Source organism: Streptomyces sp. NPDC006296 (assembly GCF_040613235.1).
In the GTDB taxonomy this organism is placed as follows: Bacteria; Actinomycetota; Actinomycetes; order Streptomycetales; family Streptomycetaceae; genus Streptomyces.
In genome coordinates, this window is the sequence record NZ_JBEXRT010000018.1 from 59,686 (window position 1) to 72,455 (window position 12,770).

Sequence of the window (12,770 nt, forward strand, 5' to 3'; positions counted from 1 at the left end):
CCGGGTCTCCGGCGGGCCCGCCGAAGGCGTGCCCGGACCCCGGGCGGGGCTCAGCAGGGGTGCTTGCGCAGGTTCATCACGTAGTCGTGCGGCGCGCCGGCGGACTCGGCGGCCTCGGCCACCTCGCCCAGGTACCGCGCGGACGGCAGGCCGCCCTCGTAGCCGTTCAGGACGTACATCCAGGCCGGCTCCTCGCCGTCCAGGGTGTGCACCCGCACCCGCATGCGCCGGTAGATGTCGAGGCCGACACCCTCCCAGCGGTCCATGGAGTCCTCGTCCATCGGGGCCAGGTCGTACAGCGCGACGAACACCTGGGACCGTGGCGCCTCCACCACCGTCGCCAGGGCGCCCTCCCAGCCCATCTGCTCCCCGCCGAAGGTCAGCCGCCAGCCGTTGAGCCAGCCCGTGCTGCGCAGCGGGGAGTGCGGTGCGCGGCGCGTCATCAGCCGCGCGTCGAGGTTGCCGGCGTACGCGGCGTAGAGCGACATGGGTTCGAGGGTACGGGAGGCGGCGCGCGGTGTGCCGGTTCCGGCGAGGAAGATCCCCGGCGCGGGCGGCCCGCGGTGCCGGAGGCCCGGGCCCGGCCAGGCGCGTTCCCGTATGGAGGGCCCCGGGGCGAAGCAGCTTGGCGCGTGCGGGACAATGAATGACGTACTGCATACGCCGGGGCGATCCCCCGGACCCCCGGCCGGGGCGGCAGACGGCCGCGGGATGACACCACGCGAGGCGGACTTTTCGTGACCCGGATCGTGATCATCGGCGGCGGACCCGGCGGCTACGAGGCGGCACTGGTCGGCGCCCAGCTCGGCGCGGAGGTGACCGTCGTCGACTGCGACGGCCTCGGCGGCGCGTCGGTGCTCACCGACTGCGTGCCCTCCAAGACCCTGATCGCGACGGCCGAGGTGATGACCACCTTCGACTCCTCCTACGAGGAGCTCGGCATCATCGTCGCGGACGACACCCCGCACATCGAGCAGGCCGCCCGGGTGGTCGGCGTCGACCTCGGCAAGGTCAACCGGCGGGTCAAGCGCCTCGCCCTCGCCCAGTCGCACGACATCACCGCCTCCGTCACCCGCACGGGCGCCCGGGTCATGCGCGGCCGCGGACGGCTGGAGGGGCTCCAGGCCGCCGACGGGTCCCGCCAGGTCGTGGTGACGGTCGCGGACGGCACCGAGGAGCGGCTCACCGCCGACGCCGTGCTGATCGCGACCGGCGGCCACCCCCGGGAGATCCCGGACGCCCAGCCCGACGGCGAGCGCATCCTGAACTGGACGCAGGTCTACGACCTGGACGAGCTCCCCGAGGAGCTCATCGTGGTCGGCTCGGGCGTCACCGGCGCCGAGTTCGCCGGTGCCTACCAGGCGCTCGGCTCGCGCGTGACGCTGGTCTCCTCCCGCGACCGGGTGCTCCCCGGTGAGGACCCGGACGCCGCCGCCGTCCTGGAGGACGTCTTCCGGCGCCGCGGCATGAACGTCATGGCCCGCTCCCGCGCCCAGTCCGCCAAGCGCGTCGGCGACCGCGTCGAGGTCACGCTGGCCGACGGCCGGGTCATCTCCGGCACCCACTGCCTGATGGCGGTCGGCGCGATCCCCAACACCGCCGGCATGGGCCTGGAGGAGTCCGGGGTCCAGCTCAAGGAGTCCGGGCACATCCGCACCGACCGGGTCTCCCGCACCAGCGCCCCCGGGGTGTACGCCGCCGGTGACGTCACCGGGGTCTTCGCGCTGGCCTCGGTCGCCGCCATGCAGGGCCGCATCGCGATGTACCACGTGCTCGGCGACGCGGTGGCCCCGCTGAACCTGAAGACGGTCTCCTCGAACGTCTTCACCGACCCCGAGATCGCCACCGTCGGCTACAGCCAGGCCGACGTCGACTCCGGCAAGATCGACGCCCGGGTCGTCAAGCTGCCGCTGCTGCGCAACCCCCGCGCGAAGATGCAGGGCATCCGGGACGGCTTCGTCAAGATCTTCTGCCGGCCCGGCACCGGCATCGTGGTCGGCGGCTGTGTCGTCGCCCCGCGGGCCAGCGAGCTGATCCACCCCATCGCGCTCGCCGTGGACAACAACCTGACGGTGGAGCAGATCGCCAACGCGTTCACCGTCTACCCCTCGCTGTCCGGCTCGATCGCCGAGGTGGCGCGCCAGCTGCACACCCGCAAGAGCGCCGACGAGGCGTAGCGGCCGACGGTTCCTGACACCGGCGGGGTCCCCTATATCACCGGGGGGCCCCGCCGATGTACAACTTCTCTTATTCGGCGCAAACTGCTGAAAAGCAACCTGCGGTCACGTTACTGTCAGTTCCGTGTTCGCTGCAGAACGTCGTCAATTGATCCTCGAAATGGTGCGCGCCAACGGGGCGGTATCGCTCCGTGAGCTCGCCCGCGTCGTCCAGACCTCGGAAGTGACCGTACGGCGAGACGTGCGTGCGCTGGAGGCAGAAGGACTCCTCGACCGCCGGCACGGCGGTGCGGTCTTGCCGGGCGGTTTCACGCGGGAGTCCGGCTTTCCGCAGAAATCCCATCTCTCCACCGCGGAGAAGACCGCCATCGCCGACCTGGCGGCCGGACTGGTCGGTGAGGGCGAGGCCATCGTGGTCGGCGCCGGCACGACCACGCAGGAGCTGGCGCGCCGGCTCGCGCGGGTGCCCGGCCTCACCGTGGTCACCAACTCCCTGCTGGTCGCCCAGGCGTTGGCCCATGCCAACCGGGTGGAGGTGGTGATGACGGGCGGGACCCTGCGCGGGAGCAACTACGCGCTCGTCGGCAGCGGTGCCGAGCAGTCCCTCCAGGGGCTGCGGGTGAGCCGGGCCTTCCTCTCCGGGAGCGGGCTGACCGCCGAGCGCGGGCTCTCCACGTCCAACATGCTCTCGGCGAGCGTGGACCGGGCCCTGGTGCAGGCCGCTGCCGAGGTGGTGGTCCTGGCGGACCACACGAAGCTCGGTTCCGACACCATGTTCCAGACGGTTCCCACGGAGCTCGTCACCCGCCTGGTGACGGACCAGCCGCCGGCCCACGACGAGCGCGCGGCCACCGAGCTGCAGGCCCTGGCCGACCAGGGTGTGGAGATCACGGTGGCGGGGCCCGACGCGGAGGCCGCACCGGGTGGTGAGACCCCGCCGCCGGGACGGCAGCCGCGGCAGGAGATGCCGCTGCCGGGCCAGCGGCGCACCCAGGGCGGCCACGGCGGCCCGGGAGGACGCGGCCCGCAGCTGCGGAGCGCGGCCCTGCTGTCGGAGGGCCCGGTGGGCCGGGTCGCGGACATGCGGCGCCGGTAGGCGGGGCGGCGCGGTCGCGCGCCGGGTGCGGGGCGCCGCGGGGCGTCCCGCTCAGCCGCCCCGGGGAGCGTCGGCCGGGTCGGCCTTCAGCCCGCGCAGGGTCAGCCGCAGCAGCCGGTCGGCCAGGGCCGGATCGGCGGGGGACTCCTCCGCCGCCAGCGCGATCGCGTTGGTCAGCTGCAGCAGGTCGTCGATGGACACGTCCGCCCGCACCGAGCCGCTCGCCTGCGCCCGGGTCAGCAGCCGCGCCCCCGCCCGGCGGAGCGAGGTGCGGCACCCGGTCAGCTCCGAGGTCTCGTCCGCCGAGGCCGACATGAGCCCGTGCGCGAGGCCGCGGTACTCACCCGCATGAGTGACCACGGCACCCAGCCACTCCACCAGCGCGGTGCACGGGAGGTCGGCCTCGGCCAGTTCCCGGGAGCGGTCCAGCAGGGCGGTCAGCGCCTCCTGGAACACCGCGTTCATCAGGGCCGTGCGGTTGGGGAAGTGCCGGTAGAGCGTGCCGATGCCGACGCCCGCCCTCCGGGCGATGTCCTCCAGGGACGCGTCGGTGCCCTGGGCGGCGAAGGACGCACGCGCCTCGCGCAGCAGCCGGTCGTAGTTGCGCCGTGCGTCGGCGCGCATCGGCCGGGCCGGTGTCGGTGCCGTGCTCATCGCCCTGTCCTCCTGGTGTCCGCGCCGCGTCCCAAGGATGCCACTGGGGGCCCGGCGGTCGCCGGGCCCCCAGTCGTCGAGAACGAGGAATCAGTCCTTGATCTCGCAGATCGCCGCGCCGGACGAGATCGACGTGCCGACCTCCGCCGACAGGCCCTTCACCGTGCCGGAACGGTGGGCGTTGAGGGGCTGTTCCATCTTCATCGCCTCCAGGACGACGACGAGGTCGCCCTCCTTGACCTCCTGGCCCTCCTCCACGGCGATCTTGACGATCGTGCCCTGCATCGGGGAGGCGAGGGTGTCACCGGACGCGGCGGAGCCGGACTTCTTGGCCGCGCGCCGCTTGGGCTTCGCACCGGCCGCGAGACCCGTACGGGCCAGGCTCATGCCGAGCGAGGACGGCAGCGACACCTCCAGGCGCTTCCCGCCGACCTCGACGACGACGGTCTCGCGTCCGGACTCCTCGTCGGCGTCCTGGTCCGCGGGGACCGCGAAGGGCTTGATCTCGTTGACGAACTCCGTCTCGATCCACCGGGTGTGGACCCGGAAGGGGTCCGCGGTGAACGCCGGGTCGGCCACGACCGCGCGGTGGAAGGGGATCGCGGTGGCCATGCCCTCGACGGTGAACTCGGCCAGCGCACGCGCGGCGCGCTGCAGCGCCTGCTCACGCGTCGCCCCGGTCACCACGAGCTTGGCCAGCAGCGAGTCCCACGCCGGACCGATGACGCTGCCGGACTCCACCCCCGCGTCCAGGCGGACACCGGGGCCGGTGGGCGGGGAGAACAGGGTCACGGTGCCGGGGGCGGGCAGGAAGCCGCGGCCCGGGTCCTCGCCGTTGATCCGGAACTCGAAGGAGTGCCCGCGCACCGCGGGATCGCCGTAACCGAGCTCCTCGCCGTCGGCGATGCGGAACATCTCGCGGACCAGGTCGAGGCCGGTGACCTCCTCGGTGACCGGGTGCTCGACCTGGAGGCGGGTGTTGACCTCCAGGAACGAGATCGTGCCGTCGAGACCGACGAGGAACTCCACGGTCCCGGCGCCGACGTAGCCGGCCTCCTTCAGGATCGCCTTCGAGGCCGCGTACAGCTCCGCGTTCTGCGCCTCGGACAGGAAGGGGGCCGGGGCCTCCTCGACGAGCTTCTGGTGGCGGCGCTGGAGCGAGCAGTCACGGGTGGAGACGACGACCACGTTGCCGTGCTGATCGGCCAGGCACTGGGTCTCCACGTGCCGCGGGTTGTCGAGGTAGCGCTCCACGAAGCACTCGCCGCGGCCGAACGCCGCGACGGCCTCGCGGACCGCGGAGTCGTACAGCTCCGGGATCTCCTCCAGGGTGCGGGCCACCTTGAGGCCGCGCCCGCCGCCGCCGAAGGCCGCCTTGATGGCGATCGGCAGGCCGTTCTTCTCGGCGAACTCCACGACCTCCGCCGAACCCGCCACCGGGTCGGGGGTGCCGGCCACCAGCGGCGCACCGGCGCGCTGGGCGATGTGCCGGGCGGCGACCTTGTCGCCCAGGTCCCGGATCGCCTGCGGCGGCGGCCCGATCCACGTCAGGTCCGCGTCCAGCACGGCCTGGGCGAACTCCGCGTTCTCCGAGAGGAAGCCGTACCCCGGGTGGACCGCGTCCGCCCCGGAGTCCTTGGCGGCCTGGAGCACCTTGGCCATGTCCAGATAGCTGGCGGCCGGGGTGTCACCGCCCAGAGCGAACGCCTCGTCGGCCGCGCGCACATGCAGAGCATCCCGGTCCGGATCGGCGTAGACGGCCACGCTCGCGATACCGGCATCCCGGCAAGCCCGAGCAACGCGGACAGCGATTTCGCCACGGTTGGCGATGAGCACCTTGCGCACGATGACTCCCTCCTTGAGAACAAGCTGAGTTTAGGGACTACCGACACGGCCGTACGACCCGTCCCCAATAGTGAACTTGCCCACACGGAGTGTGATTCGAGGCTTGCTCGAGTCGCGAAATCCCTTGTCGCACCACGGTACGCCGGGACCCTGAACCGCACAGTAGCCACGAAGTGTGGCCCAAGTCTCTGTGCGGACGGTCAACGGCGCGCGGCGTTTCTTTGTGGACTCCCTACGAACGGCCGAGGGAATCTTTGCCGCGGCCACGGCGGTGGCGCGGGCCGGCGGGGCGGGTGCGGGACCCCCGGTCCGGGGCGCTGCCCGCGCCCGGGCCCTTAACGAGCGGGGGGTACCCCCAGTAGGGTCCGCGCTGTACCGGACTTACTACAGGTAACAAGGGGTGGGTGCCGTGGTCCGCAGACCAGTGGCCGTAGTGACCGCGATCGTGCTGTTCGTGGAAGCCGTGGGCATCGTGATCGTCAACGGCGTCCTGGCGACCGTCGCCGACAACCAGAGCATGTCCCTGGCCGGGATGGATCCGGACGCCATGGTCGCCGGCACCTGGGTGATGGGCGGCGTCTCGGGCGTCCTGCTCGTGCTCTGCGGGCTGATACCGCTGCTGGCCGGGATACGCGACCGGGCCCCGGGCCGCCTCGGCCGGATCGCCCTCATCGCCTGCGCGGTCGTCCACGGGGTACTGGGGGCCCTGGCGGTCGGGCTGGTCGGCTGGGCCGCCTTCGCGCTCCTGATGGCGGTCCTGGCGCTGATCGTGCTGACCCTCGTGACGTTCGACCTGCGGGAGCCCGAGGAGGGGGCGGCCGGCGCCGCCGAGGCCCCGGCACCGGCCTGAAACGACGGCCGCTCAGACCCACAAGTCGGTGACGGAGAGGCCCAGTTCGCCGAGCAGCCGGCGCAGCAGCGGCAGCGAGAGGCCGATGACGTTGCCGTGGCTGCCCTCGATCGCCTCGACGAACGGCGCCGAGCGGCCGTCCAGCGTGAACGCGCCGGCGACGTGCAGCGGCTCGCCCGAGGCGACGTAGGCCGCGACCTCGGCGTCCGTGGGCTCGCCGAACCTGACGACGGTGGACGCGGTCTCGGACGCCGTGCGGCCGGTGGCGGTGTCGATGACGCTGTGCCCCGTCCGGAGGATGCCCGACCGGCCGCGCATGGACTTCCAGCGTGCGGTGGCCTCCTCGCCGTCCGCGGGCTTGCCGTACGCCTCGCCGTCCAGCTCCAGCACCGAGTCGCAGCCGATGACCAGAGCGCCCGCGGCCTCGGGGCGGGCCGCCACCGCGGCGGCCTTGGCCTCGGCCAGCACGAGCGCCAGCGCGCCCGGCGTCGGGGCCTCGATCGCGTCCTCGTCGACACCGCTGACGATCACCTCGGGGGCGAAACCCGCCTGACGCAGGAGGCCGAGGCGGGCGGGGGAGGCGGAGGCGAGCACGAGGCGGCGCTGATCAGTCATACCCGCCATCGTAGGCGGGGCCGGGCGCCTCAGCGGACGCCGAGCACGACCATCGCCACGACCATGGCCAGGGCCAGCAGCAGACCCGCGCGGCGCATCATGTCCTGGGCCTCGCGCAGTTCCTTCGGCGGCTCGTTCTCGGGGTCGGACCACAGCATGGTTCCGATGGTGCTCCGGACACGGCTGCGGCGCCTGAGTACGCGTACTCAAGCGCCGCCCACCGCGTCCGGCACGGTGTCCGGAGCCGTTCCCGGCACGTCCACGCAGCCGTTCCCCGCGGCCTCGTCCGCGCCGGTCCCGGCGCCGGTCCCGGCGTCAGGACGGCCAGTACGTCCGCGCCCACGACCGCGGTCCCGGCCGGAGCGTGCCGCCGCGGGCGATCCGCCCGGGGTCCGACCAGGGATCGGGCGGCAGCGGGGCCCCGGACGGCGTCGCGGCCACCGCCGCCGCGCGCGCCCGGACCACGGCGAGGGCCGCGGCGAGCTCCTCCGGGGTCGGATTGCCCCGTACGACCTTGATCATGGTGGCTCCCGTGGTTAGAGGGGGATGTTGCCGTGCTTCTTCGGCGGCAGCGACGCGCGCTTCGTCCGCAGTTGGCGCAGGCCCTTCACCAGGTGCGCCCGGGTGTCGGACGGCAGGATCACCGCGTCGACGTAACCGCGCTCGGCCGCCACGTACGGGTTGAGCAGGGCGTCCTCGTAGCCGGTCATCAGCTCGGCGCGGGTGGCGTCGGGGTCCTCGGCGGCGGCGATGGTGCGGCGGTGCAGGATGTTCACCGCGCCCTGCGCGCCCATCACCGCGATCTGCGCGGTCGGCCAGGCCAGGTTGAGGTCGGCGCCCAGGTGCTTGGACCCCATGACGTCGTAGGCACCGCCGAACGCCTTGCGGGTGATCACCGTGATCAGCGGGACGGTGGCCTCGGCGTACGCGTAGATGAGCTTGGCCCCGCGGCGGATGATGCCGCCGTACTCCTGGTCCACCCCCGGCAGGAAGCCGGGCACGTCGACGAAGGTGAGCACCGGCACGTTGAACGCGTCGCAGGTGCGCACGAAGCGCGCGGCCTTCTCGCTCGCGTCGATGTCCAGGCACCCGGCGAACTGCATCGGCTGGTTGGCGACGATGCCGACCGGGTAGCCCTCCACGCGGCCGAAGCCGGTGACGATGTTCGGCGCGAACAGGGCCTGGGTCTCCAGGAACTCGCCGTCGTCGAGCACGTGCTCGACGACGCTGTGCATGTCGTACGGCTGGTTCGCCGAGTCCGGGATGAGGGTGTCGAGCTCGCGGTCCTCGTCCGTGGTCGCCAGGTCCGCCTCCTCGGGGAAGGCCGGCGCCTCGGAGAGGTTGTTCGAAGGGAGGTAGGACAGCAGGGACTTGACGTACTCGATGGCGTCCTTCTCGTCCCCCGCCATGTGGTGCGCCACGCCCGAGGTGGTGTTGTGGGTGCGGGCGCCGCCCAGTTCCTCGAAGCCGACGTCCTCGCCGGTGACCGTCTTGATGACGTCGGGACCGGTGATGAACATGTGCGAGGTCTGGTCGACCATGACCGTGAAGTCGGTGATCGCGGGCGAGTAGACCGCACCGCCCGCACAGGGCCCCACGATCAGCGAGATCTGCGGGACGACCCCCGAGGCGTGCACGTTGCGGCGGAAGATCTCCGCGAACAGCCCGAGGGCGACCACGCCTTCCTGGATGCGGGCGCCGCCGCCGTCGTTGATGCCGATGACCGGGCAGCCGGTCTTCATCGCGAAGTCCATGACCTTGACGATCTTCTCGCCGTAGACCTCGCCCAGCGAGCCCCCGAAGATCGTGAAGTCCTGGGAGTACACACAGACGGGACGGCCGTCGACCGTGCCGTAACCGGTGACGACCCCGTCCCCGTAGGGGCGGTTCTTCTCGATGCCGAAATTGGTCGACCGGTGTCGTGCGAACTCGTCGAGTTCGACGAAGGACCCCTCGTCGAGCAGGAGCTCGACCCGCTCACGGGCGGTCAGCTTGCCCTTCGCGTGCTGCTTCTCGACGGCACGGGCGGAACCTGCGTGCGTGGCCTCTTCGATACGGCGCTGCAGGTCCGCGATCTTGCCCGCGGTCGTGTGGATGTCGCTCTGCGGCTCGGACATCGGGTGGCGGCTCCCTGCCTGGTCACGGGGACGGCTGGTACATCTGGTGCATCCGGTACGCGTGCCGGACCGCTGCGTGCTCGACGGTGACCTGCCCGTCGGCGGGTCCTTGCTACCGACCCGTAGCGTATCGGCGCGGATACGGTTCGGCAGTGCGTCGTTGGCCACACCTAATGTGGGTTGCATGACACCTCCCGATGCGCCGTACAACCGCTGGTCGGACCTCGACAGGCCGCCCCTGAACGTCGCGGCGCTGCGCCGCGGGCTGCTCGGGCCGGACACCCTGTGGACCTCGGTCGACGTCGTGGACGCGACCGGCTCCACCAACTCCGACCTCGCCGCGCGGGCCGCCGGGGGCGGTCTGGCCGAGGGCACGGTCCTCGTCGCCGAGGAGCAGACCGCGGGCCGCGGGCGGCTCGACCGGAGCTGGACGGCGCCGCCGCGTTCGGGGCTCTTCTTCTCCGTCTACCTGGCGCCCGTCGGCGTACCCGCCGAGCGGTGGGGGTGGCTCCCGCTGCTCGCCGGGGTGGCGACCGCCACCGGCCTCGCGCGCGCGGCGGGCGTCGACATGGCCCTGAAGTGGCCCAACGACCTGCTGGTGACGATCGGCGGCACGGAGCGCAAGACCGGCGGGATCCTCGCGGAGCGCGCCGGGGACGGGGTCGTCCTCGGCATCGGCCTCAACGTCTCCCTGCGCGCGGCCGAGCTCCCCGCCCCGCACGCGGGGTCCCTGGCGCTGGCCGGAGCGGTCTCCACCGACCGCGAGACCCTGCTCCGCGCCGTGCTGCGTTCACTCGAACAGTGGTACGTGCAGTGGCGCGACGCGGACGGCGACGCCGCCGTGAGCGGGCTCCAGGAGGCCTACGCGGCGGGCTGCGCCACCCTCGACCGCACGGTGCGGGCCGAGCTGCCGGGCGACCGGTCCGTCGTCGGCGACGCCGTCGCGATCGACGGCGACGGGCGCCTCGTCCTGGCCACGGACGACGGGCTCCGGGAGCCCGTGTCGGCGGGCGACATCGTCCACCTGCGCGGGGAGCGGGGAGGCCTCACCTGACCAGGCACGTCCGCACATCCGGGTGATGTCTCGCACGACCGGTCCGCAACCGTGCCACCGCGGACGTGAGCCAGGGCACACCTGCCGTATCGTTGAGGCGATCCAGCGACAGATCGGCAGGGCAGTGCGCAGGGAACGGGCAGGAGGCGGCCGGTGACCGTCGACGACACGAACGCCGACGACGGCGCGGAGCCCTCGTCGGGACCGTCCGTCCACTCGACACCGCATCACGAGGTCGACCACACGGCCGAACCGACCGACGACCCGCTCGCCATCCGGCTGGAGTCCCTGATCCTGGGGGCCGACCGCCGCTACACGCCGTTCCAGGCGGCCCGGACCGCCGGCGTCTCCATGGACCTGGCGTCCCGGTTCTGGCGGGCCATGGGCTTCGCCGACATCGGACAGGCCAAGGCGCTCACCGAGGCCGACGTCCTGGCGCTGCGCCGGCTCGCCGGGCTCGTGGAGGCGGGCCTGCTCAGCGAGCCGATGGCCATCCAGGTGGCGCGGTCGACCGGCCAGACCACCGCCCGGCTCGCCGAGTGGCAGATCGACTCCTTCCTGGAGGGGCTGACCGAGCCCCCCGAGCCCGGGATGACCCGGACCGAGGTCACCTACCCGCTGGTCGAGCTGCTCCTGCCCGAGCTGCAGGAGTTCCTGGTCTACGTGTGGCGGCGCCAGCTCGCCGCCGCCACCGGCCGGGTCGTGCAGGCGGCGGACGACGACGAGATGGTCGACCGCAGGCTCGCCGTGGGCTTCGCCGACCTGGTCGGCTTCACCCGGCTGACCAGACGGCTGGAGGAGGAGGAGCTCGGCGAGCTGGTCGAGGCCTTCGAGACCACCTCGGCCGACCTGGTCGCCGCGCACGGCGGACGGCTCATCAAGACCCTGGGCGACGAGGTCCTCTTCGCCGCCGACGACGCGGGCACCGCCGGCGAGATAGCGCTCCGGCTCGTCGAGGCGATGTCCCAGGACACCACGATGCCCGCCCTGCGGGTCGGCATCGCCTTCGGCACGGTCACCACGCGCATGGGCGACGTGTTCGGCACGACGGTGAACCTGGCCAGCCGGCTCACGTCGATAGCGCCGAAGGACGCGGTGCTGGTCGACGGCGCCTTCGCCGCGGAGCTGATCAGGCACGGTGACGCCCCCGCTTCCGAGGCCGAGGAGACCGCGGCGGCGGCCGAGCGGGCCCGGCTGGCGGAGAAGGAGGGCCGGAGCCCGGGCGAGGAGCCGTCGCCGACCCCGTACCGCTTCGGGCTGCAGCCGATGTGGCAGCGGCCGGTGCGCGGACTGGGCGTCGTCGAGCCGTGGCTGCTGGCCCGGCGCGGCAAGCCGTCCTCCTGACGCGGCCGGGGCACGCCCCGCGCGGGGCGCAGCCGCCCGGACCCCCGTCGCTCCGCCCCGGCGGCTGCCCTGCCGGGGACCGGGGGGCAGCCCTTAGGATCCCGGTAACGCTCGTTCACCGGAGGGGTGCAGTCATGGGTGTCACGTCCGAGCAGAGGTTCGGGGAGTTCGTCGTCGTACGGCGCCACGAGGGTCAGGAGCACGTGGCGGAGCTGGTGCTCGACCGCCCCCGGGCGATGAACGCCGTGAGCAGCGCGATGGCGGCCTCCGTCGCCGGGGCCTGCGCCGCGCTCGCCGCCGATCCGGAGGTGCGGGCGACCGTGCTCACCTCCAGCCATGAGCGGGCCTTCTGCGTGGGCGCGGACCTGAAGGAGCGGAACTCCCTGACCGACGCCGAGCTCCTGAGGCAGCGGCCCGTGTCGAGGGCGGCCTACACCGGTGTGCTGGAGCTGCCCATGCCGGTCGTCGCCGCCGTGCACGGCTACGCCCTCGGCGGCGGTTTCGAGCTCGCGCTGGCCTGCGACGTGATCGTGGCCGACCGCACGGCCGTGGTCGGCCTGCCCGAGGTGTCCGTCGGCGTGATCCCGGGCGGCGGCGGCACGCAGCTGCTGCCCCGCCGGGTCGGTGCGGCGCGCGCCGCCGAGCTGGTCTTCAGCGCCCGGCGGGTGGAGGCGGCCGAGGCGCGTGAGCTGGGCCTGGTCGACGACCTGGTCGAGGCGGGCCGGGACCGGGAGGCGGCGCTGGCCCTGGGCGCCCGTATCGCGGCGAACTCGCCGGTGGGGCTCCGGGCGGCCAAGCGGGCGCTGCGGCTGGGGCAGGGGCTCGACCTGCGGGCCGGTCTGGAGGTGGAGGACGCCGCCTGGCGGTCCGTGGCCTTCTCCGGGGACCGGGCCGAGGGTGTCGCGGCGTTCAACGAGAAGCGGAAGCCCAGCTGGCCCGGCGCGTGAGCCGGGGAAGCTTCTGAAGATCATCAGCGCTGCCGAACGGTCACATCAGGGCAAAGCTACCTAAGCTGGGG

General features: G+C 73.0%; 13 protein-coding genes. 6 read left to right on the forward strand and 7 right to left on the reverse strand.

Annotation, left to right across the window (positions count from 1 at the left end; translation table 11 throughout):
- Positions 1–50: 50 nt before the first annotated feature.
- A complete protein-coding gene (locus ABZ172_RS15240) occupies positions 51–488 on the reverse strand; it encodes a gamma-glutamylcyclotransferase (RefSeq protein WP_356884047.1) in 438 nt (145 codons plus the stop codon).
- A gap of 249 nt (positions 489–737) precedes the next feature.
- Between ABZ172_RS15240 and ABZ172_RS15245 the strand changes: the two genes are divergently transcribed.
- Positions 738–2,177 (forward strand): NAD(P)H-quinone dehydrogenase, encoded by a 1,440-nt coding sequence (locus tag ABZ172_RS15245; protein ID WP_356884049.1) that lies wholly within the window; start codon positions 738–740, stop codon positions 2,175–2,177.
- Between the two features lie 124 nt (positions 2,178–2,301).
- Positions 2,302–3,273, forward strand: coding sequence for a DeoR/GlpR family DNA-binding transcription regulator (locus ABZ172_RS15250; RefSeq protein ID WP_356884051.1), 972 nt, complete (start codon positions 2,302–2,304; stop codon positions 3,271–3,273).
- A gap of 51 nt (positions 3,274–3,324) precedes the next feature.
- Here ABZ172_RS15250 and ABZ172_RS15255 read toward each other — a convergent pair whose 3' ends face one another.
- Positions 3,325–3,927, reverse strand: a complete 603-nt coding sequence (locus ABZ172_RS15255) for a helix-turn-helix domain-containing protein (protein ID WP_356884054.1) — start codon at positions 3,925–3,927, stop codon at positions 3,325–3,327.
- Between the two features lie 90 nt (positions 3,928–4,017).
- Positions 4,018–5,772: a biotin carboxylase N-terminal domain-containing protein gene (locus ABZ172_RS15260; RefSeq protein ID WP_356884056.1), complete on the reverse strand. Its 1,755-nt coding sequence runs from the start codon at positions 5,770–5,772 to the stop codon at positions 4,018–4,020.
- A 409-nt stretch (positions 5,773–6,181) separates the two neighbouring features.
- Here ABZ172_RS15260 and ABZ172_RS15265 point away from each other — a divergent pair, with 409 nt between their 5' ends.
- Positions 6,182–6,622: a hypothetical protein gene (locus ABZ172_RS15265; RefSeq protein WP_356884058.1), complete on the forward strand. Its 441-nt coding sequence runs from the start codon at positions 6,182–6,184 to the stop codon at positions 6,620–6,622.
- 12 nt (positions 6,623–6,634) lie between these two features.
- Here the strand turns inward: ABZ172_RS15265 and ABZ172_RS15270 are convergent, their stop codons facing one another.
- From ABZ172_RS15270 to ABZ172_RS15285, 4 genes are all read right to left on the reverse strand, one after another.
- Entirely contained in the window at positions 6,635–7,246 is a 612-nt protein-coding gene (locus ABZ172_RS15270; protein ID WP_356884060.1) for a nucleoside triphosphate pyrophosphatase, read from the reverse strand.
- A gap of 20 nt (positions 7,247–7,266) precedes the next feature.
- Positions 7,267–7,395 carry a hypothetical protein gene (locus ABZ172_RS15275; RefSeq protein WP_356884062.1) on the reverse strand — a complete coding sequence of 43 codons (129 nt, stop codon included), beginning with the start codon at positions 7,393–7,395 and terminating at the stop codon, positions 7,267–7,269.
- A 157-nt stretch (positions 7,396–7,552) separates the two neighbouring features.
- The gene (locus tag ABZ172_RS15280; protein ID WP_356884064.1) at positions 7,553–7,759 is read right to left on the reverse strand and encodes an acyl-CoA carboxylase epsilon subunit; all 207 of its coding nucleotides are present in this window, start codon (positions 7,757–7,759) and stop codon (positions 7,553–7,555) included.
- Positions 7,760–7,773: 14 nt separating this feature from the next.
- Positions 7,774–9,354, reverse strand: coding sequence for an acyl-CoA carboxylase subunit beta (locus ABZ172_RS15285; protein WP_356884066.1), 1,581 nt, complete (start codon positions 9,352–9,354; stop codon positions 7,774–7,776).
- 184 nt (positions 9,355–9,538) lie between these two features.
- Between ABZ172_RS15285 and ABZ172_RS15290 the strand changes: the two genes are divergently transcribed.
- From ABZ172_RS15290 to ABZ172_RS15300, 3 genes are all read left to right on the forward strand, one after another.
- Positions 9,539–10,408: a biotin--[acetyl-CoA-carboxylase] ligase gene (locus tag ABZ172_RS15290; protein ID WP_356884068.1), complete on the forward strand. Its 870-nt coding sequence runs from the start codon at positions 9,539–9,541 to the stop codon at positions 10,406–10,408.
- Between the two features lie 153 nt (positions 10,409–10,561).
- Positions 10,562–11,752, forward strand: coding sequence for an adenylate/guanylate cyclase domain-containing protein (locus tag ABZ172_RS15295; protein WP_356884070.1), 1,191 nt, complete (start codon positions 10,562–10,564; stop codon positions 11,750–11,752).
- 134 nt (positions 11,753–11,886) lie between these two features.
- Complete coding sequence (locus tag ABZ172_RS15300) at positions 11,887–12,699, forward strand: enoyl-CoA hydratase-related protein (RefSeq protein ID WP_356884072.1); 813 nt, start codon at positions 11,887–11,889, stop codon at positions 12,697–12,699.
- Positions 12,700–12,770: the final 71 nt, after the last annotated feature.